Genomic DNA, 23315 nt, shown 5'->3' with positions numbered 1-23315 from the left:
TTTGTATTTAATTTTTATTGAAAAGTGAATGCATACAGCGTAAAATGCTGCAGCAAAAATATCCTGAAAACCTCTGCAATGGTATTGCAAAGTTTTAAGCACAGATAACTATCAGAAAGCAAAACTTTCTGAAAAATCAATAAAAATTAAACTTTAGGAGGCTGCCAGATAGGATCATAAACCTGGTAAGCAAAATCGTTTTTATGGAATAAGATCTTCTTTGAAAAGTAAGCCGGGACCTGCTCCGGAATTTCCAATAACGGATCCATCTTAAATGCTGAAACCGTCATCTGGCAACAGCTGCAGGCACACAGCGGAGAACAGATATCTCCTTTTTCATTTGAGTGATTTTCCTGAACACTCAGGGAAGCTACTTTCCCTGAATTCTGCGGATGAGACACGTCAGCACATGGCATTAATGATAACGCCATAAAGTAAATTGCCAGTATCCATCTTAAGAGATTCATTGTTACAAAGATAGAGATTTTTTGTAAAGTCGAGATCTTTTTTATATAACCGGCTCATAAAAAGCCTAAATTTTTAGCTACAGTTAATTTGATAAAACAGATTTTGGCTAAAAAAATTCACCATATAGGCATTTGTCACCATAAAAAAAACAACAAAACAAAATATTCATTAAATAAAATATAAAAGTAAACGATTTATATTAAAATATATTAATATGTAAATCTAAAACCAAAAATACCCTATAAATTTTATAAATTTGCAAATAAAACAATAACCCATTAAAAGGTATTTATCAATTGCTGATAAAATTATTATTAAACACGACACCAATTGTCGCCTTGCAGATATAGTTTTACAAAATAAATTTTAATTAATAATTATGAAAACACAATTATTTTCGATTGCACTTTTAGTGTCATCATTTACTTTCGCACAAAATGCAGCAGGTCTAACCATTCATGATACTAGAACTATCAATGATTTACCCTCAGCCTATAGTAATATAGTTAAGGCAGAATTTAAATTCAGAGATGTAGTAGGAGTTCCTGGAACAGGAAACTATTCAGGTATGTTAACAATTGCCCCTTGGTCTGATAATTCAGGGAATAAACGTCATCAGCTTAACTTTAATGATGGAGGTATTTTTTATAGAAATGGTTTATTTACAAATACCCAATGGGGAAACTGGAGCAAACTGCTCATACAATCAAGTGAAGGAAAAGTGAAAATTGGTAATAATGATCCTGATACAAATACTGCTGCTTTATTAAGGATATATGATAAAGATGATGTTATGATGGAAGTTGCCAATTCATATGGAACATTTCAAATTGCCAAATCTGGATGTAATGGTTGCTACGGAGGGACGACAGGTGATACGGTTTTAAGAAATCTAGGACAGACTCATAATATTATTATTGCTCAGCCTAATAATAATAATGATGGAAATTCCTTCGTAGGATTTCAGGATGCTTACCGAGGAATATGGATTAAGTTTCTCAACAATGGAATCGCCAAATTTGATGGTAAAATCCACGCTAAAGAAATTGAAGTGAAAGCCAATGTATGGGCAGATTATGTCTTTAAAAAAGATTATCAATTAAAATCTTTAGAGGATGTTGAGAAACATATTACTGAAAAAGGACATTTGCCTAATATTCCGGCTGCCCAGGAAATACTCGAAAACGGAATTAACGTTGCTGAAATGAATTCCAAGCTTCTTGAGAAGATTGAAGAATTAACACTTTATTCAATTGACCAGAATAAACAAATAAAGCATCAGGCAGCACAACTAAAGCAACTTCAAGATGAAAATAAAACTTTAAAAGTTCAGTCTGCAAAAATTGAAAAACTGGAACAACAGGTTCAACAACTTTTATCAACACAAAAATAACCACAAATGAAAAGAAAAATACTCTCACTATCATCATTGATGATAGGATTCTTCGGCTTTTCCCAAACCGAAGTTTACTTTAAATATGATGAAGCAGGAAACCAGAGATACAGAGGAATCGACGCAGCTGGTAAAAAGGCTGAAGAAATCGTTTCAAAAGATTCAAAAGTAGCAGCTGTTACCAGACAAACTCCTGTTATTGATGAAAAAACATTCCTGAAACAAATACGCCTCTACCCGGTTCCCGTTAATGACTATCTTACGATAGATTGGACAGAAGAGGTGGATGGACTCATAGAATCCGTTTCATTGTATCAGCACAGTACAGTTCACTGGAAATTCCAGCAACAGAATATCCCGGACTTAAACCGTCAGGTTAAAATCAATATGACAGGGTATGACTGGGGAGTGTATGTTGTACGCTTTACGCTAAAAGATGGCAGAATTTTCAGTAAAAACATTACCAAACGATAAGATCATGAAACTTTACTATAAGAAAATACAACTATTTTCATCATTCATACTGTCTTTATGTTCAGTATTGGGCTTTTCACAGACCATACTATATCAGGCAGAAAGTACCTCAAGAACGGTTCAGGATCCACAAACAGTGGTACTGGCACCGGGATTTCGTGCTTCTTCAAGTTCATCGAATCCATTCGTAGCTAAAATTGGCCCAGCTACAGAGAATCCGGGCGGTGGTCCCACAGATTCAAATGCGGGAGCAACTAATCCATCGGGAACGACAGCTCCAGATGGAAAGAGTTTTCATGATACCAAGGGTAATATTGAAGTTAACGGAGCCGGGCAATTACAATTTACTTTACCTATTGCTTTGCCTCCTGGGGTGAAAAGCGTAGCACCTCAGGTTAATTTAGTGTATACCAGCGGTTCTTCTAATGGGATTGCAGGATATTCTTGGAATCTTTCCGGGGTTACGACAATCTCAAGAGTTGGCAAGAATATTGAAAAGGATGGAGAGGTAAAAGGAATACAATTGGATTATTCTGATTATTATAGTTTTAATGGACAGCGATTGATATTAAAATCTGGAGAATATGGCAAAGACGGCGCAGAATATGTGACTGAGAAATATTCCAATATCAAGATAAAATCATTTGGAGCAATTACAGGGCAATTATGGAAAGGACCTGAATACTGGGAAGTCACTTTTGAAGACGGAACCCAAGCATGGTATGGAGCTATAACATCAGGGAACAGCACATCAATCACTCCTGTTGATTATAATATTGTAAAATGGAAAGATATAAATGGAAATTATATCACTTATAACTATTCTCAAGAAGTATCAACCAATGTTAGTTTAATCTCTTCTATAGAATGGGGAGGAAATGAAAAGATAACCAAGCCACATTTCAATAAAATTGAATTCAATTATTTTAATGAAAGATTTTTAAAAGAAACAAATTATTTAAACGGTGTTAAGTTTATACAAAATAAATTACTAAAAGAGGTTATTGTAAAAACTAATGAAACCCAATTTAAAAGATATGCAATTACCTATGCAGATAATGGAACAAGTTATCAGTTTGTAAGCAAAGTAACAGAATACAATTCCAATGATCAATTTGCCAATCCAATCACCATAGAATACGAACCTTATCAAGCAAGCAATGAGGAAACAACTAAAGAAAACAATATTGCAAATACAAATACAAAAAAATATGGTGATTTTGACATGGATGGTATTACTGACTATCTTGAATATATTCCTACCCCTGGAACTGCCGGCTCTGTGCAGGTAGGGGTTATTAACTTCAGGAATTCAGTATATAAAGATGTGCCAATTATGCCGTTAAAATATGAGCTTAATCGGTTTACATCAAGTGAATTTGCAAAAGCAGCAACTATAACTTTTAAGAAAGATGGCTATGTGAAAAATAAATTAGGTGTTGTAATACCACATAAAGTAGCAACTTCAGATCCTAAGAAACCCAACTATGAGCTTCTGGTATATTCAATAGACGTTTCTGGTCTAAATTTTAAACTAGAATTCTCAAAATTAATACCATATAATATATACAATCCTGGAGGAGAATTAAGTGGAGGCACTGAATGTATAGAAACATCACAACTAAGTGTAAACTATTTAGACAGCTATGATTATGATGGAGATGGTATTTCCGAACTAATGATAGGATTTGGCAAACGAAATCGTTGTACAAGCCCGCCACTAGAACCAAATTCCATTTCTAGCAGCAGTATAAGTCCCATCAGTGAAACACCATCTCTTCTGCATCCTTCCATTAATTCTTCAAATGTAGAATACGGAAGCGATATTCTTGCTGAAATGGAATCAGAAAATTCTCCCAATTATATTATCCCTCCCGATGGTGGCACTGTAGATAATTTCACATACTATTCATCATTTATTATGGATATTGATGAAAATACAGATGTTAGCAATAGTATTTACAAATATGATGAAGGAGTTAGTGTTAATGGTTCAGGAGACCCTAACAAAGACAACCACTATATTGATTTGAATGGAGATGGTATACAAGATATTGTACAAATAAAATTTGATGGTACTATTACCGGTGTCTATAATTTCCGTAAACAAACTGCTGGAGCTTATACGAAAGTAAATATTGGAGAATTTTCCGGACAGAAACTGGAAGGTATATCTTCCGGCACTCTATATGGTGACTTTAATGGAGACAATAAGGTAGATGCTTTAGTTCCTCAAGCTAATAAGTCCTATAACTGGAATTTATTTCTTTCGGATGGAAAGAAGTTTAATCAATCCTATATCAATAATTTCATTTACTATAGTTCCGGGACAGAAGTACTGAAGGAAACAAGTCACCATGTAGTGGAATCAGGAGGAGGTTGTTCATATTCAGATAGCAGATATTTTCAATATAATGTTGCAGACTTAGATGCAGATGGCAAATCAGATATTATTGTTAGTTACATATTTTTGACAAACCATGAATGGAATCAACACCATGATGAAGAAAAAACGGTTTTACGTACTTTTGTTTATTCAGTTAATAAGACAACAACGGATAATACTGCAAATTTTGCCAAAGCTTTCTATTCAAGCGCAGGAGGAGACAGTGCTTTTTTACAAAGTTCACCTATTCAAACCAATGGAGATTTAAATTTTTATAGAGTTAGGGATTGGAGGAGAGAATATGCCCAAAAAGTTATTCCCTTCGGAACATTAAGTTTAAATAAAACGAATCAGCAAATTATATCAATAGGAAAGCCTGATGACTGCTCAGGTGTAATAGGATGTCCTTACAATTATGTTACTCAATATGGATATTCATATACCCCTTCATTAGCAAGAATTAAATTTATTAAACAGAGTGATATTACAACTGAAGTTTCTTATCAAGAACTTAATTCTAATGTTGATGCAAACTTCTACAAGCCAGTAAAAAAAGAGTTGTTCCCTTATTTTGAATTAGAACAGATTCCATTATCTTTTGTTGTATCCCAGCTTAAACAAGAAGGTAGGAAGCAGGACTTCAGATACAGAGGATTCTTAAGCCATTTGCAAGGCAAAGGAATGATTGGCTTCCGTCAGTCTTCCCGTTCTTCATGGTATGGCGATGGTTTTGAAAATACTAAGATATGGTCAGGAATTGAAATGGATCCATTAAATGATGGCGCAACAATAAAAGAATGGAGCATCAGAACTAATAATGAAAACAATATCTTCCCGGCAGATATTTCAGAGAATAATACGCAGCTTTTAAGCTTTAAATCTACAATTTATCAGACCGATAAATTATTAAACGGACAAATCGTAACTGGGGTAATCGCTGATACCGACAAACCAAAGGTGATAACAGCTCTTGTTCCAAAAAGTACAAAAAGTAAAGATTTTTTAACAGGGATTATCACAACTGGAAGTATTACCTATGGGGATTATTATCTTCCGAAGCAAAGTATAACGAATGTTAGTAATGGTTATGCTATAACGACTTCTACTTTTGATTATAGTCATAACCCTTCAGGAGTTGGAGCAGATTATTATATAGGTCGCCTTCAATCTAAAATAGATGCAGTTCAAGCATATGGTGACACCAAATCAGCTAAGGAAGAATACACGTATGAACATAATCTTTTAAAAACACAGAAAACGTGGAATAGGGATAATACAGGATATTTGCTGGAAACTTATAATTATGATGGTTTTGGAAATATCACCGGAAAAACGACCAGCAATAGTGTAGATTCCCAAACCCAAACCAATAGCACTTTGTATGATCCCAAAGGTAGATTTGTAATACAAAAAACAGATAATTTAGGATTAGAAACTAATATTGAATACAATGATTGGGGACAAATAAAAAAACAAACCGATCCTTTAGGAAATACCCTTATCAATACTTATGATACTTGGGGAAAACTATTGACTTCTAAAACCAACTTAGGAGGAACAACCACTTATGAATATAAAAGAGACGATAATGCAAATATTACTGTTATTCAATACGACTCTGATGGAGATATTTCAAAGAAATATACCAATAAACTAGGACAGGAATACAAGTCTTCTACCAAAGCATTCGGACAAGGACAATATGTTTCCCAAGAGACTCAGTATGATGTTTTAGGAAGAAAAATTAAAGAATCAGAACCTTATTTTGAAGGGCAAAGTGCTTCGGGGTGGAATATTTTGGCTTACGATGATTCCGTATTCCCAGCAAAAATAACAACTACGGCATATACTGGAAAGCAAATGGAGACTTCGGTATCAGGTTTGACAACAACAGTAAAAGAATCAAACCTTGCTGATTATGGAAGAATAACAACCAAAACAACCGATGCCTTAGGAAATGTAATTTCTTCAACAGATAAAGGCGGAACGATACAATTTTCTTACAATGCAGCCGGAGAACAGATTAAAGCTCAGTATGCAGAAAATATTGTCACCACAAAATATGATTCTTGGGGAAGAAAATCAGAGTTCAATGATCCTTCCAACGGATTATATAAATATGAATATGATTGTTTCGGACAACCAAAGAAAACAATAAGTCCAAAAGGAACTAAAGAATATACGTACAATAATCTTGGTCAATTAATCTCTCTAAAAGAATTGTCCACTGCTGATGGCGGGGAAGCAACCAATAAGTTGATTTCTTTCTCCTATGATGATAAAGGAAGACTCATTTCCAAAGCAGGAACTTCGAAAGGAAAATCATTCAGTTCAAATATTTCTTATGATCCACAGGGAAGGGTGTTATCATCTTCTGAAAACAGCAACGGGAAATATTTTATTCAGAAAGGTGTTACCTATGATGATAAAGCGAGGGTAATTTCCTATGAAAAACAGCTGTATTCTTCCGGTGTTCTTACAAAAGTTCAGATTGAAAATGTGTACAGCGCATGGAATGGAGAGCTTACACAAATAAAAGACAAAATAACGGGTAAGAGCCTGTGGGAACTTAAGGAAACCAATGCCAAAGGTCAGGTTGTGAGAGCTAAATTAGGAGCATCGGATATTAATAACACATATAATACTGCTACTGGTTTCTTAACGGAAATCAAGCATGTTTCTCCTGTACAAGGGATTTTAAATATTCGATATACTTTCGATGCTATTAAAAACGAGCTTAAGCTTAGGCAAACTTTAGGAGATTTTAATATTATTGAATCGTTTGATTATGATACAAACAACAGATTGATCAACTGGACGAATCCTGTAACAGGTATTAAACCTTCTTCAAACAGAAATATTTATGATGTGAAAGGAAGGATCATGGAAAACGATCAGGTAGGAACGATGAAGTATGAAAATTCGGCTAAAATTTATCAGCCAACAGGAATGACATTAAATGCCGCAGGAACTCAGAATTATAACAATGACCTAATCCAAAGCATTGTTTATAATGAAAATAATGACCCTGTTTTCATTGATGGAATGAAAGGAGATGTTGCCTTCCAGTATGGCTTGACCAGCATGAGACAAAGAGTGACGTATGGAGGGAACTTCAGCATTGACGGAGATGGGAAATTCACCAAGTTCTATAGTGAGGATGGAAGCTATGAAATTGTAAGAGATAATACAACCGGAAAAGAAAAGCATATTCTGTATATCGGAGGAAATCCTTATGAAAGCAATATCATCTATCTTAAAAATTATAATGAAACGGGAGGTTCTTATAAATTCTTGCACAAAGATTATATTGGCAGTATCTTAGCGATCAGTGATGAAGCTGGAAACAAGCTAGAGCAGAGACATTTTGATGCATGGGGAAACTTCACTCATCTACAAATTGGAAGCGGAGCAATTATTACCGATAAAAATATAATTGATAGCACTTCGTTATTAGTAGAAAGAGGTTACACTTCACATGAACATTTTGCAGAAGTAGGCATTATCCACATGAACGGGAGACTGTATGATCCGTTATTAAGAAGGTTCTTAAATGCTGATGAAAATATACAGGATCCTTATAATACCCAAAATTACAATAAGTATGGGTATGTGTTCAATAATCCATTGATGTTTAACGACCCTAGTGGAGAATGGATCGTTGAATCTGCATTTTTATCAGCAGTGATTATCGGAGCTATGGTAGCATCATTCAGCTATACGATTATGACTTCGATTAGTGGACAAGACTGGGATCTGGGCGGCTTCTTTAAATCTACATTATTTGGTGCAGCCTCTGCGGCTGTTACCTATGGTATAGGAAGTGTGTTTGTCACCTCGGCTGGTACTGCTACCCAAATTGCAACAGAGCTTGGGAAATTGGGAACTATTTTGGTACAGGGAACGGCACATGCTTTAGCACAGGGAATCATATCCTTAGTACAGGGACAAGGTTTTGAAAGCGCTTTTGTTTCAGGGCTTTTGGGAAGCTACGGTGCATCGGCATTTAGTGCTGTTGCTGGTAAATTTGCTAGCAGCGCAGTAGGAACGATTGCTTCTGGTGCTATTTTAGGAGGTGTAGGTTCTGAACTTACTGGAGGAAACTTCTGGCAAGGAGTTGCTATTGGAGGGTTTGTTGCTGGGTTTAGTCATGTAATGAATAGAATTGATACAGGATTAGATTATGCTGATGCTGATAGTAGTTCTGGAAGAGCAACTAATGATAATAAAGGAGATGTATTAAATTGGTTTAATGAGGGAGATGGCGGTTTATATAAAGTTGCACAAAACGATCCGGGTGTTCCAAAAGGAACGATTAGGATTTATGCACATGGAAATGCAAAAGGTATACAAGGAGCAGACAGATATTGGATTGATACACCGGAGAAATTTGATCGAGTTTTAATGGAACGAAGCCCAACATGGAGAAACTACAGAGAAAATGGAGGTGCTATAAAAATAGAATTAATGTCTTGTAACACTGGTGGAAAAAGTAATGGTATTGCAAGTAGAATTTCGAAATCTTTTATGTTTTCTACAGTTATGGCACCGAATAATTATTATGTTGCTGCGAGAAATGGGTCATGGAGCGGAGTTGCAGGTCAATATAATTTAATTAAGCCAGGAAGATGGAATTATTTTGTCAATGGGCAAAATATAAGAGGGATATATGATAAATACTTTTATAAAAAATGAGAAAAATAATAATCAATTCATTGCTTTTAATTTTCATAATTAGTTGTAGCAATAAGAATAAAAAAAATATTATAGAAAATACAGATTCAACATTAATGGTTAAACCCGATACAGCGAAAATCATAATAGATACAACTTCAGCATTTAATAGGCTTCAAATAGAAGAATATAAAAAAAATGTGATTAATAAAGGGGATCCTGATTCGTTTGTTAAGCTTATTATTCATTATGGCAATCTTTCTGATTATAAAGAATTATATAAATACGCCCTTATTATGGCAAACGAATATAATAGTGGGGATGGATATAATATGGTTTTTGAATCTATAATTGCAATGAATAACAATAATGAGTATTATGATATTACAGATTTCGCAAAAATTAATGAAAAGGCAAAGTCTGAGGCTTTAAAATATTTGGAAAAGGGAGCTAATTTAAATGATATTAATTGTATGTCCAAGCTTCAAGAGATTTATAGGAACGGAATTGGTATTGAGAAAGATGTTAAAAAAGCTGACGAGTTGAAGAAAAAAATAGAAAGATTATAGTAGTGTAATCTTGGAATTAGTACCAATTTCTAAAAATTAGCAACTCCTGAAGACAAAGGAATTATCTGTGGGGTTGGAGTAAAAAGAAACTATAATACTAAAACCCAATATAGAAAAAGTCTTTTATAGTTTAGTAAACAAATATTAACCCTCTCCCGCAAAGTTCCCTAATCTTGTGGTAATTAAAAATTTCTTTAAAGAGATGCTCCAAAGTCGAAAGACTCCGGAGAGCAGGGGATTAATCAATTATTTAATAATCCAATGGAAAATAATAAGCCCGAATTAAAAAAAGCAGACATTAAAAAACTTATTGAGGCTTTGCTTAATAAGTTAGAAAAATTAAATGATTCAACCTCTTTTACTTTTAATAATGACTTGCATTGGAATATTACTGATGAAGAATTATATAACCCATATGAGGATCCTAAAGAATTAACAATGGGAAGCTTAATTGAGGATTGGGAGTTTTTGCAAAAAGTTTTAGATGGAAAACGAGAGATAATAGGTTATGATTTATATAAAATTGCATCTCTTCTAAGATTTCTAGGGAAAAGTATGATTATTACAAAAGCTCAGAATATAAGTAATCCTTAAAATTTAAAATAAAACCGTTGCTCTTTTAGCAACGGTTTTTTAATAAAAAACCACCGCAAAAGCAGTGGCTAAAAAAATCAATCTAATTATGGACTATATCTCATAAATTCGGGTTATTCTCAAATTCCCTCTGTGGAATACTGAATAAATAATAGTTGCTGTTCGGTACAAAAGCAGATTTATCCGGAAAATCAAGAACAGAATGCCCTTTACCGTCTACTGTTTTCACGGTACCATCCGGTGTAGTTACCTGAACTTTTATCGGTTTACCGTCAGCATCTACAAACGGCTTTCTTATTACTGTGCCCTGTGTTCTGATAATATCTGAAAGGGAGAATCCTTCTCCGAATAATTCTTTTCTTCTTTCAATCAAAACTGCATCTACTACTGCATTCTGTGACAATGATCCAGAATAAATATTGGCATTTCTGGCAGATTTCAACTGGTTCAGTACGGTTACCGCCTGAGAAACATTTCCGCTTCTTGCTTCAGCTTCAGCTTCGATCAGATACATTTCTGCAGCTCTCATATAAACAATATCTGCAATAAGGGTAGGTTTAAATTTAAACTTGGCATACCTCAGCAATCCTTCTCTTCCTTTCTGCCCGTCCCATGAAAACAACTGGTATCTGATGTCATTGGTATCAAAAAGGTCTTTAAAATAAGGATCTGCCATAAAGCTGTAATAATAACTTCCTGAGGAAGATACATCCAGATAATGGAAGGCATAACTTTCATCAGACTGTTCCTGAGTCTGTGCATGTCCCCAGATCCACTCGACATTGTTGATATCATTGAAACCTTCTTTATACTTTTCCGGATCCATCAACGGGAAACCTTCTCTTGCAATTTTGGCTGATGCTGCAGCTTTACTCCACTCGCCCGTATTCAGGTAAGTTCTTGCTAAAAGCCCATTCACTACAGAACGGTTGATTTTATCTTTATTATTTCTTGTATAATTTTTCAACAGATTATCGGCGTCGGTAAGATCACTTTTAATCAATGTATAGATTTCTTCAAGGCTTGCTCTTTTCTTCCCTACCGTGCTTGTTGTGGAAGGTTCTGTATAAATAGGCGCAGTCAAAGCTGATTTGTCTTTGAGATAGCTGAACTGATAAAAGCTCGCCAGATTCAGATAACAGAAAGCACGTAATGCTTTTGCCTGTCCCTTCACCTGATCTTTTTTCTCCTGGCTGCCTTCTGTGCCATCAATTCTTGTAATCACATTGTTCATATTATTGATGGTGGAATACAACAGAGACCAGATAAACAAAGGCCGGCTAGCCGTATTATTCACCATTTCTGTAAAAGCATAAGTAGAAGCAAAACCATATTTATTGGTCAATACTGCCACATCACTTCCCATCGCATCACTGGCTCTTAACACAGTGGAATACCCGATATTGGCATAGGTTGTCCCGTCATTATTAAACTTTGCCCAGGTACCGTTCACAACTGTTTCAGCACTTTCGGCGGTTTTGAAAACTTCTACGCTGTTAGCCTGATCAGTCGGAGCAGTGTCCAGATCACTTTCACAGCTTGCCAGTGACAAAAATCCAATGATTGCAAACGATATGTATTTTATTTTTTTCATTATTTCAATTTTAAAAAGGTTAAAGCGTTGCCTGAAGACCAAAAGTGATCGTTCTCATTGCAGGATATCTGTAATATGTTGTTCCGTCCAAAGCCTGTTCAGGATCCATCCCCGTATGTTTATAGAAAGTCAGAAGGTTTTCCGCCTGAATATATATTCTGAATTTTTTAAGTCCTATTTTCTCAAAATAATCCTCAGGAAGTGTATATCCTAAACTCACATTTTTCAGTCTTGCATACGTACCGGAATACAGGAATCTTGAAGACGTTGATGTCCAGTTATTCGTTGTTGTACTTAATGCAGGAACATCCGTATTAGGATTATCAGGCGTCCATCTGTTCAATATTTCCGAACTCCATGCGCGTCCTCCGGCACTTCCGTTATGCATGATGGAAGTATAATCGGTATCCAGAATTTTACCTCCGATTTTGAATGTCAATAATCCTGAAAAATCAAAATTCTTATAAGTAATACTGGTACTGATTCCTCCTGTCAGTTTAGGCAATGCGGAACCCTGCAGCAATTTTGTAGCTTTTGAATATTCTGAAGTCGTTCCTTCTACTGAGTTTCCGCTGGCATCGGTAGTCACCGTTTTCCACAAAGGCTTTCCGTTGCTTGGATCTACTCCTGCCCATTCCGGAATAAAGAAATCATATACTGAACCTCCCACTGTCAGTAACTTAGTTCCTACTACCAAAGAACCTCCGGGAAGTTTGGTTACTTTATTGTTTAAAGTACTTAGATTCACATCCACATTCCACTGGAAATCATCATTTTTAACCGGTGTTGTGAATAATGAAAATTCAAACCCTGTATTCTGAATCGTTCCGATATTGGCTGGATAATCACTGATTCCCAACGATGGAGCCACCGGCATATTAAACAGAAGATCCTGACTTTTCCTTTTAAAATATTCAATATTTCCTTTAACTCTGTTATTTAGAATTGCGAATTCCAATCCCACATTTAAATTAAGGTTGGTTTCCCACTTCACATTATTGGTATACGTTTTTTCCAGGGTTGTTCCCGGTTCTCCACCAAGACTGATAAACCTGTACAACTCCTGATAAGCATAATAAAGTGGCTGACCATTTGGACGAAGTAATTTATCATTCCCCTGCCCCCCATAGCTGGCACGTAATGTCAACTGATTGAAAACATTTAAGCTTTTGATGAATTCTTCATTGGATATTTTCCATGAACCTCCAACTGACCAGAATCTTCCCCACCTGTTATCTTTTGCAAATCTTGAAGAACTGTCTGCTCTTCCTGATGCAGATAAGAAGTAAGTATTATTGTAGTCATACTCTACTTTTCCCAGGAAACTCAACAAACTTAATTTATTGCTGTTTCCACTGAAACTTCCCAGCAGTGAGGCAGCATCCGGCTCATAATAATAAGGCAGTGAAAACTGGCTTCTTGTTCCGGAAATTGTCTGATAATCGTATTTATAGAATTCATGTCCTGCTAACGCATTAATGTGGTGTTTTCCAAACTTTTTATCATACGTCAGAATATTACTGGTTGTATACGAAAGCGTTCTGGTATTTGTTTTCGTTACCGAACCTCCAATTTCTGCTCCCTGACCAAGTAATGGATTTGAATAATAATGTCCGTTATAATTCACAAGGTCAACAGAAAAGCTTGTCTTGAATTTTAATTCCGGTAAGAAAGTAAATTCCATGAATCCCTTTCCTGAAAAGTTATCTTCTTTATTTTCGTTTTTATCTAATGGAAGGGTTGCAGCGGCATTTTGATTCTGTAAAGCATTGGTAGGCCTGTATTTTCCAAAATCATAAACCGGATTTCCATCAGCACCCAAAACGTAAGTTCCATCTGCATTCCTTTCATAATAAGGATAGAATGAAGGAATAAACCTTGCCGCATTGATGATATTGCTCGCCTTGGAATCTGAAGAAGTAGGTGCCTGCTGAATGCTGTTGGTATAACTTAAGTTTACTCCAACATTCAACCATTTCTTAACTTCAGAATTAATTTTCAGCCTGGTATTATATCTTTTAAAGCCAGATTCAATAGCCATACCTTTATCATCCAGATAACCAAGGGAAAAGAAGTAATTGCTTTTCTCACTTCCCCCGCTGATATCAAGATCCACCTGATTTCTTGATGCTACTCTCTGTAAAATATCTCTCCAGTCATCATTCCAGAGTGGTGAAGCACCAGCTAATAACTTTCCATCTGTTCCTACAGGTTTTGGATAAGCTGTTCCATATGGGTTGATTCCAAGGGTAGAAACAAGATTATCTGTAGCCATCTGAGCTGCCTGCTGGGAAGAAACTTTTCCGGACTGATATCCATTTCTCAACGCCTCCCAATATAATTGAAAGTACTGATCGGTATTGACCTGCTCGTAATCTTTCACTGCTCTTCCGGAGAAACCCTGGCTGATATTAAAATTAACTTTTGCTTCTCCTTTTTTCCCTGATTTTGTGGTAATGATAATAATCCCGTTTGCTCCTCTTGAACCATAGAGTGCACTTGCCGTTGCATCTTTCAAAACACTGATAGATTCGATGTCGCTTGGACTGATAGAGTTCAGGTTACCATCAAAAGGAATTCCATCCACTACATACAATGGATCGCTGGAAGCACTTATTGAACCAATTCCTCTAATTCTGATGGTAGAAACCGCACCCGGCTGACCTGATGCACTTGTCGTCTGAATACCCGCTACCTGTCCTTCCAATGCTTTGGTAATGTTGGTAACAGGCCTGTTATTGATCTTATCACTGGAAATTGTCGCCACAGAACCGGTATAGCTGTTTCTTTTCGCTTTTCCATAGGCTACCACTACCACTTCATCAAGCTCCTTTTCGTGAAGACTGTCTTTTTTGGGTTTTGAATTCTGCGCATTTACATTAGCCACTCCCAAAAAAAATGCAGCTACCGGTGGTATCCATATTTTAGAATTGAATAAATTTTTGCTAATCATAATCAATTTTATTTATCATATATTAAAATTTCACCCTTTGCAGAAAAGTCAGCAAAGGGCATCAATAAATACGATAAACCAAATGCTTATTTTTCCATAAAAGGCTGAATGTAACACCTTGCACGGGTAGGTTGTTAAGATTTCACGGGGTCAGTTCCCTCCATCTTTCTTTATAAGCCGATCGAAATATGGTTGCAAAGCTAAAAACTTTTAGTCTACAAAACAAGTAGACTGATTAATATTTAATGATAAATTTTTAATAATTAACATAAAATTTTAATAAAACCCATTACAGTAAGGAGTTATAGCAGTTACACTATTTTCAAACATGACAAATATCATTATTAATAATTCAATAATGTAAAAATTCAGCACAGTTTAATTTCTATGTGATTTTATTGGAAAAACTTTTTAATTTTATAGTATGAAAGTTTTAATTATAAACGGACCAAATCTTAACCTTTTAGGTACCAGAGAGCCGGAAATCTATGGAAGCATTTCTATGGAGAGTTATTTGGAAATTTTAAAAACCGAATTTCACTCTCACGAATTAAAATATTATCAGTCCAATATTGAAGGGGAACTTATCAACAGACTTCAGGAAGATGATTTTGATGCTATAATTATTAATCCGGGAGCTTATACCCATTATTCTTATGCGATTGCGGATTGTTTAAAGAATATTCGTAAACCCAAGATTGAAGTTCATATCAGCAATATCTATCAAAGAGAAGAATTCAGGCAAAAATCTGTAACAGCAGCTAATACGGATGCTGTTTTATCTGGTTTTGGGATGGATGGATATAGACTAGCTTTATTAAGCTTGAAGTGATTTTTCGCTTATATTCCCACAGATCGCACTGATTCTCATAGATAATTATGCATACAGGAGAATAATTTATGAATAAAGAATCAAATTTATTTCAATAAAATACTCCTATTACTAAAAAATAAAAAGCCTCATCAATGATGAGGCTTTTTGTATGTTGATTGGTAACTATTAGATAGTCTGTTCCTGCAATTGAGGTCCTGAAGCAACTAATTTCTTTCCTTCTTCAGTATCACAGTACTGCTCAAAGTTCTTGATATATCTTGAAGCAAGATCTTTTGCTTTCTCTTCCCATTCTGAAGCATTTTCATACGTATCTCTTGGATCTAAGATTCCTGCAGAAACATTTGGCAATTCAGTAGGAATTTCAAGGTTCATGATCGGAACCTGAGTCTTAGGAGCATTGTCAATAGAACCGTCGATGATTGAATCGATAATTGCTCTCGTATCTTTCAGAGAAATTCTCTTTCCGGTACCATTCCAACCTGTATTTACCAAATAAGCTTTAGCTCCGTGTTCTTTCATTTTACCGATCAATGTTTTAGAATACATTGTTGGGTGCAATGTAAGGAATGCTTCGCCAAATGCAGGAGAGAAAGATGGTTCTGGTTCTGTAATTCCTCTTTCTGTTCCGGCTAATTTGGAAGTATATCCGCAAAGGAAGTGGTATTGAGCCTGATCTTCATTCAGAATAGAAACCGGAGGAAGTACTCCGAATGCATCTGCTGAAAGGTAAACAATCTTCTTAGCGTGACCTGCTTTAGAAGGTAATACAATTTTGTTGATATGATAGATTGGATAGGAAACTCTTGTATTTTCAGTAATTGATCCGTCTGTATAATCTGCTACTCCATTGTTCACCACAACATTTTCAAGAAGCGCATCTCTCTTGATGGCAGCGAAAATATCCGGTTCCTTTTCTGCAGATAAGTCGATAACTTTAGCGTAGCATCCGCCCTCATAGTTGAATACTCCGTTGTTATCCCATCCGTGCTCGTCATCACCGATAAGATATCTCTTAGGATCTGCTGATAAAGTTGTTTTACCAGTTCCTGAAAGACCAAAGAATAAAGCTACATCACCTTTTTCCCCTACGTTAGCGGAACAGTGCATTGAAGCCATACCCTTTAATGGAAGATAGTAGTTCATCATTGCGAACATCCCTTTTTTCATCTCACCTCCATACCATGTACCTCCGATGATCTGTAGTTTTTCAGTAAGGTTGAACATGATGAAGTTCTCAGAATTTAATCCCTGAGCTTCCCAGTTCGGGTTGGTAGTTTTTGACCCGTTGATTACTGTGAAATCCGGCTCACCGAAGTTTTCAAGCTCATAGTGAGAAGGACGGATGAACATGTTGGTAACAAAATGCGCCTGCCATGCTACTTCAACAATAAATCTTACCTTAAGTCGTGTATCTGCATTCGTACCACAGAAAGCATCTACAACATAAATTTTCTTAGCTTCGGAAAGCTGATTCATCACTAGTTCTTTACAAGACCCGAAAATTTCCGCGGTTGTAGGTAAATTTACTTTACCATCCCAGAAAATAGTATCTCTTGTAACATCATCCTGAACAATATATCTGTCTTTAGGTGAACGACCTGTGAAAATTCCTGTTTTTACTGATACTGCGCCTGATTCTGTAAGCTCAGCTTTCTCAAACCCCTGATTTTCAGGAGAAACTTCAGCCTGATATAATTCTTCATAAGAAGGATTATACACTACTTCATAGTTTCCTTTAATCCCTAATTTCTCTAAATCCTGGATGATTTTAGTGTTTTTCATTTTACTTATATTTTCTATTTCTTTATTGCTTTCAACAAAAATAATATTAATTATTTGTTAAAGGTGGTTTAAATATACTGATATAAGTCAGAATGGCAAACAAAAAAACGGTTTTGTAAATTACTGATTATGAACTAATTATTTCAGACCATTCAAAAACAGCAGGAAAACCTTTCTCCCAAAAATAGTTCTTATAGTCCCCAAATTTGGCACTCATCACAAAATCTCCGCCCCATGCGCCTAAACTTTTGACAAATGAAGGACAATCTGAGAACAATCTCTCTTTAACTGTGAGAATTTCAAGAAAATCCGCTATTTTTCGCTCATGAATCATCATTAATTCGGAAAAAGTTTCCAATTCATTGCATAACATTATTTTCTTTGTGATTTCCGAAAATTCATTTACCAGTTCCGGAGACTTCTTTTTTGATTTGTAAAAACTGATTCCTTCCCGGCTGTCCTGTTTCTGATTTAAGTGGATAAAAATCAGTTCATTTTTAAAAGAAGGATTAAAGTTTACCTTTTCATATTTAATCTCAGGTTTACTTTGGAAAAGAACTGCAGATTTTTCTTTTGCAACCGCAATATCATATCCACTTCCTCCCAGGCTTATCGTATTCAGATAAAAAGGATCAATCTCCGCCCATTCCGCAAGATTGGTCATCAGGGTAGAACTGCTTCCCAAACCATAGTCTGCGGGAAATTGAAGGTTGGTTTTTAAATGGTAAGTAAAGTTAGTTTTGAATTTAGTATGGGAAAGCTGCTGAACATTCTTCAATGTTTTCGTAATAAATTCAGCGCTTGATGGAATATTGGTTTCCAGAATCTGCCATGTTTGATAATCAATGACAGCTTTTAGCCATAATGTATTCTGATGATAAGCTTCCCAAAGAATAAGAGATTTTCCATCTTCTTTTTCTTCAAAGAAAAACTCTTGTCCCAGCCTGGTAGGTACCGCTAAGACAAGAGCTCCATCAATTGCGAAATATTCTGAAGTAAGCATAAGCTTGCCCGGTGAAAATATCGCGTTCATATATTTTTTATTAGATTGCAGAAGTTGCTTCTACTGATCCGTCAATTTTCTTGATTAATCCCTGAAGGGTTTTCCCTGGCCCTACTTCTACGAAGTTAGACGCACCGTCTTTAATCATATTCTGAACAGATTGTGTCCATTTTACAGGACCTGTAAGCTGATCAATCAGATTTTGTTTGATCTCATCAGGATTTGTTACAGCTGTCGTAGTGATATTCTGATATACAGGAATCGTTGCTTTTCTGAATTTGGTTTTTTCGATCGCTGCCGCCAGTCTTTCCTGTGCAGGCTGCATCAATGGTGAATGGAAAGCTCCGTTTACCGGTAAAAGTAAAGCTCTTTTTGCTCCTGCTTCTTTCAACTTTGCACAAGCTTCTTCTACTGCCGGTGTTTCTCCTGAAATTACCAATTGTCCCGGACAGTTATAATTTGCAGGAACAACAATACCGCTGATCTGTGCGCAGATTTCTTCAACTTTTGCATCGTCTAATCCTAAGATTGCCGCCATAGAACTTGGATTTGCATCGCAAGCCTCCTGCATAGCTTTTGCTCTTTCGGAAACTAATTTCAAACCATCATCAAAGGATAAAACCCCGTTGGCTACCAAAGCTGAAAACTCTCCTAAAGAGTGTCCTGCTACCATTTCAGCACCAAGGCCATTTACGGCTTTTAATGCTGCTACTGAATGTATAAATATAGAAGGCTGGGTAACCTCTGTTTTCTTAAGATCCGCATCTGTTCCGTTAAACATAATGGAAAGAATATCGAAACCTAAAATTTCATTGGCAGATTCCATCAGATCTTTAATATCTTTTCTAGAATCATACAATTCTTTTCCCATTCCTACGAACTGAGAACCCTGCCCTGGAAATACAAGTGCTTTCATGTATTGAATTAAATATTATGCAAATATAACTATAATGTTAACAATATTCGTTTTAAGTGCTATGAATCATTTATGGTACTAACCTGATTACTCTGTAACCTGTATTTACATAAGCACCGTTAGCTTTGGATTTTACAAACTCAAATTTGGTAGCAAGCTGAGTCTGCACTTTATTCATTTGTTTAAAGATTTCTCCTTTTTTATTTTCTCTGGTTAACATGTCATTTACTACATCAAAACCTACGATAGCATATTTTGGCGGAGTTTTACAGTATTTGCTCTTATAGGCAGCCAGAATTTCTTTTTCAAAGCTACCATCTGTATTGATTTTTCTATCCATCAGATAAACCAGATTTGCCTGGCTTAATTCATCCACTTTCTTCTCAAAAACCGGAGCGTAGAACATACTGAAAGCCTTCACTCCCTGAACTTCTTTAGAAATAGCAATGATTCTGTTGGCAAAAGCATCCCCTACTGCATTATCATCATTTGCCAGAATAGCAATAACCGGAGCAGACTGTCCTGTCATCATATTCTGGTCCAGCTGAATATCTGCCGGAGAATTAACTATAATAATATTAGGATTTTTTACTGCTTTTTCAAGTCCTGCCTTGATATAATTGGCATTTTCTTTCTTGGCATCTGCCACTACATATATTTTCTGATCTGAATAGATTCCTTTTACCTCTTCTACAATTTTATCAGCATACGTCTGATTATTGGTTTCTACGATAATAAGGTTACTGTAATTATAGAGTTCCGGAGTGTTGGCAAATGGTGCTACTACCGGGATTTTCTGATTTTTTGTAAAATCAAGAACATCAATTACGTTTGATTTAAAGAAGGGTCCGATAATAAGGTCTGTATTATCAGGATTGATCTGCGTAAGAGAATTTTTAAATGAAGCTTCATTTCCTGAGTCTACTACTTTAATATCCAGCTTTTGTCCTCCTCTTGCATTTCTTTCAATGGCAAGTTTAGCTCCTGTTAAAAAGTCTAGTGCCATTCCTCTGTACTGAGTTTCGTTGGTACTGTATCCGAAAGGAAGCATTAAGATGACACTTAAGGCATCACCATTTTTCTTTACGTATGCCGCATCTTGTTTTTTAATTTTCAAAACCATTCCGGTTTTCAAACCATGTGAAAGATCCGGGTTCAGAGCAATAAGCTCATCTATAGACACTCCAAATTTGTTAACAATAGAGAAAACAGTGTCTCCCTGCTGCACGGTATAGGTAACGTAATCATCTCCCGCTACAACATTGGAAGAGGTTGTTGATTTTTCGTTTCCGGAATCCATTTTTGCTTTTGGATTGGCCGGTTCAGCAGCGGCGTCAGTATTTGTATTGTTAGTATTGGATGTTTTTACTTTAATTGTATCACCAGGCTTAAGTCCTTTTTCTTCCAATCCGGGATTTAAAGCGAAAAGATCCTGCTGGCTGATACCAAACTGTTTTGTGATTCTGTAATAATTATCTTTTGACTGGATGACATAAGATTCTCCTTCCACAGCAGTGGTAACCGTTGTAGGCGTAATCGTAGTTATATTTTTTTCTACAGCAGGTTCAGCATGCTTTCCTACTGCTACTGCCTGTTGTTCACCACCATATTTCTTAATACTGGCAAGAGGTAAGGTAATTTCATCTCCGATTTTCATATGAGAATCGAGTTCAGGATTCAGTTTTCTCAAATCCGTTTCAGAAATTCTGTATTGCTTTGTAATACCATAGATGGTTTGCTTTGGAAGTAAAACAATTTTACCTAAAGCAGAAGCACTTGTGTTTGAAGTTACTTTTTCTGCCGGAGCTGATTTTGTCACAACCGGAGTGGCTGCTTTATCTGATTTTATGGTTAAAACATCTCCGATCGCCAGTTTGCCATCTTTATGTTTTGGGTTTAGCTTCAGCAATTCATCTACAGTCATTCCATACTTTTTTGCAATGTTGTAAGGATTGTCACCTTGCACAACCGTATGTGATTTCTGGGCTGAAACTCCCAAAACCATACATAAACTGGATAGAATAAAAAACCTCTTTATCATATTCGATAATTATAATTTACAAAAATACTTCTTTAAAATTAAATGGCAACAATTATTAATTTGGAATCTTGAACCACCATTTCTTCCAAACAATTTTCAAGCCATGAATAGCCATAATCTGAAAAGAATACGCTAAAGTTATACACCCTTTCCTGCCATGTTTTAGCCGGGTGAACATCTAAAAACAGATTTTCAAGTCTTTCCAGCAATTCATTCTGTTTTATTTTTTCGGCATGAAGCAAGCGTTTTTTCATTCTTTTAAATGATTTCAACTGTCGTACTTCTTCTGCTTTCACCATATTTCCGAAAGATTTCTCAGTAGTTTCTGCCGCAGCCTTCAATGCTGAAAAATTACTAACCAGCAATTCTTCTTTTTCTTCCAGTAATTGTAAAATGAGACTATCTTTTAAAATCTTCTGATTAGTCAAAACCGTAAAATTGTGAAAGAAATCTTCTATTTTCAGATCCAATTTCTCAATTTTCCCCAGAGTTTTTTCTTTCAGAAAAAGCATAGAGTTTCTTGGAATAAGGATCGGAAAGGGAGTGTTGATTTTTAAGAAGTAATCTTTCAACTCCAGCCAATACATAATTTCGGCATTTCCTCCGATATAAGCCAGATTAGGAAGTACATTTTCCTGATATACCGGCCGCATCAAAGCATTCGGACTGAATTTTTCAGGATGATTTTCCAACTCCGTCAGAATTTCTTCTTCTGTAAAGTGAATTCCTTTATCTACAATGATATATTTTTGTCCGTCAAATTCAATTCTGTCTCTGGTTTCAGAAAGGTAAAAAAGGTTTATTTCACGGGGATTTACCTGAACCTTACCATATTTTTCTGTAAGAAAATTCACTTTAGCTTCAGAAGCTTGATGTAAACTGAAATGAAGAAGCTCATCTTTAAAAATCTCCTTCATCTGATTTTTAAGTTCCACGGAATCTCCATCCAGAATCAAAAGCCCGAATTCTGAAAAAAGACGATTGACAAGGATTTTAATAGCTTCCGTCAACGTGTTTCCCTGTTTGTAAGCTTCCTTCATCATCAGGATAAGTTCCGTACCGAAAATAGAATCTTTGAATTCTTTTTCAAATTCAGAAATAAAATAGGTATCACTGATTTCAATTCGTCCTACCGGGCCTCCCGATTTTTCATTGGTTTCGTAATAGTTATTTTCGGTTTTAAAATGATTGATCTCTGCAAAGTCATGATCTTCCGAAGCCATCCAGTACATCGGAACAAAATTAAAATCCGGAAAATTTTCTTTCAGATAAGTACATGTCTTAATGGTCTGAAGAATTTTATATACAAAGAAAACAGGCCCTGAAAACAGGTTCAGCTGATGCCCTGTCGTAATGGTAAATGTGTTGGGCAATTTAAGATTCTCAAGGTTTTCTTTCTGCCTTGCAGAAAGAGAAAGGCTTGTTAACTGGCTTTCGAATACTTCAGCTAAAATATTTCTCTTCTCTGATGCGAAAGAATCTTTTTTCAGATGAATCTGCTGCCTGAAATGCTCTAAGGAAAATGTATTATTTTCAAAACCTTCGATTTTCTGATTTAAAAAATCTTTTACTAATTGAGGAATGCTTTCTATATCGTTAAATGATATTTTATTAATTGTTTTCAACCTGTACA

Annotated in this window: 14 protein-coding genes and 1 riboswitch; of the genes, 6 read left to right on the top strand and 8 right to left on the bottom strand. The window is 35.7% G+C overall.

The genetic code is table 11. The features are described from left to right. Positions 1 to 146: 146 nt before the first annotated feature. Positions 147 to 467: a DUF6660 family protein gene (locus tag EL165_RS17950; protein WP_002983009.1), complete on the bottom strand. Its 321-nt coding sequence runs from the start codon at positions 465 to 467 to the stop codon at positions 147 to 149. 380 nt (positions 468 to 847) lie between these two features. On the opposite strand from EL165_RS17950, the gene EL165_RS17945 reads away from it, so the two are divergent. From EL165_RS17945 to EL165_RS17920, 5 genes are all read left to right on the top strand, one after another. Further along, a complete protein-coding gene (locus tag EL165_RS17945) occupies positions 848 to 1861 on the top strand; it encodes a coiled-coil domain-containing protein (protein WP_002983006.1) in 1014 nt (337 codons plus the stop codon). Positions 1862 to 1867: 6 nt separating this feature from the next. Next, complete coding sequence (locus tag EL165_RS17940) at positions 1868 to 2335, top strand: T9SS type A sorting domain-containing protein (protein ID WP_041461975.1); 468 nt, start codon at positions 1868 to 1870, stop codon at positions 2333 to 2335. Further along, positions 2298 to 9416 carry an RHS repeat-associated core domain-containing protein gene (locus tag EL165_RS17930; protein ID WP_002983001.1) on the top strand — a complete coding sequence of 2373 codons (7119 nt, stop codon included), beginning with the start codon at positions 2298 to 2300 and terminating at the stop codon, positions 9414 to 9416. Before EL165_RS17940 ends, EL165_RS17930 begins: the two co-directional genes overlap by 38 nt. After that, complete coding sequence (locus EL165_RS17925) at positions 9413 to 9964, top strand: sel1 repeat family protein (protein WP_002982999.1); 552 nt, start codon at positions 9413 to 9415, stop codon at positions 9962 to 9964. Before EL165_RS17930 ends, EL165_RS17925 begins: the two co-directional genes overlap by 4 nt. A 261-nt stretch (positions 9965 to 10225) precedes the next feature. Then, positions 10226 to 10558: a hypothetical protein gene (locus EL165_RS17920; RefSeq protein ID WP_002982996.1), complete on the top strand. Its 333-nt coding sequence runs from the start codon at positions 10226 to 10228 to the stop codon at positions 10556 to 10558. Between the two features lie 100 nt (positions 10559 to 10658). Here EL165_RS17920 and EL165_RS17915 read toward each other — a convergent pair whose 3' ends face one another. Together EL165_RS17915 and EL165_RS17910 are read right to left on the bottom strand one after the other, a co-directional pair. Further along, on the bottom strand, positions 10659 to 12152 hold the full coding sequence (locus EL165_RS17915) for a RagB/SusD family nutrient uptake outer membrane protein (protein WP_002982992.1): 1494 nt from the start codon (positions 12150 to 12152) through the stop codon (positions 10659 to 10661). Between the two features lie 19 nt (positions 12153 to 12171). Continuing rightward, a complete protein-coding gene (locus EL165_RS17910; RefSeq protein WP_002982988.1) occupies positions 12172 to 15105 on the bottom strand; it encodes a SusC/RagA family TonB-linked outer membrane protein in 2934 nt (977 codons plus the stop codon). Positions 15106 to 15188: 83 nt separating this feature from the next. Continuing rightward, positions 15189 to 15284, bottom strand: a riboswitch (SAM riboswitch). Between the two features lie 245 nt (positions 15285 to 15529). On the opposite strand from EL165_RS17910, the gene EL165_RS17905 reads away from it, so the two are divergent. Further along, entirely contained in the window at positions 15530 to 15937 is a 408-nt protein-coding gene (locus EL165_RS17905) for a type II 3-dehydroquinate dehydratase (RefSeq protein WP_002982985.1), read from the top strand. A gap of 168 nt (positions 15938 to 16105) precedes the next feature. On the opposite strand, the gene pckA is transcribed toward EL165_RS17905, so the two are convergent. The 5 genes from pckA to bshC all read right to left on the bottom strand — a co-directional run bounded on the left by pckA (position 16106) and on the right by bshC (position 23307). Next, a complete protein-coding gene (gene pckA / locus EL165_RS17900; RefSeq protein ID WP_002982983.1) occupies positions 16106 to 17722 on the bottom strand; it encodes a phosphoenolpyruvate carboxykinase (ATP) in 1617 nt (538 codons plus the stop codon). 127 nt (positions 17723 to 17849) lie between these two features. Continuing rightward, positions 17850 to 18755, bottom strand: coding sequence for a GYDIA family GHMP kinase (locus EL165_RS17895; protein WP_002982982.1), 906 nt, complete (start codon positions 18753 to 18755; stop codon positions 17850 to 17852). Between the two features lie 10 nt (positions 18756 to 18765). Next, positions 18766 to 19641 (bottom strand): ACP S-malonyltransferase, encoded by an 876-nt coding sequence (fabD, locus tag EL165_RS17890; RefSeq protein WP_002982980.1) that lies wholly within the window; start codon positions 19639 to 19641, stop codon positions 18766 to 18768. A 70-nt stretch (positions 19642 to 19711) separates the two neighbouring features. After that, on the bottom strand, positions 19712 to 21682 hold the full coding sequence (locus tag EL165_RS17885) for a LysM peptidoglycan-binding domain-containing protein (RefSeq protein WP_050791168.1): 1971 nt from the start codon (positions 21680 to 21682) through the stop codon (positions 19712 to 19714). Between the two features lie 38 nt (positions 21683 to 21720). Then, positions 21721 to 23307 (bottom strand): bacillithiol biosynthesis cysteine-adding enzyme BshC, encoded by a 1587-nt coding sequence (gene bshC, locus EL165_RS17880; RefSeq protein WP_002982977.1) that lies wholly within the window; start codon positions 23305 to 23307, stop codon positions 21721 to 21723. Positions 23308 to 23315: the final 8 nt, after the last annotated feature.

Source organism: Chryseobacterium gleum (assembly GCF_900636535.1).
Lineage (GTDB): Bacteria > Bacteroidota > Bacteroidia > Flavobacteriales > Weeksellaceae > Chryseobacterium > Chryseobacterium gleum.
The sequence above is the reverse complement of the archived record's forward strand: the minus strand, read 5'-3'. Positions and strand labels throughout refer to the sequence as shown.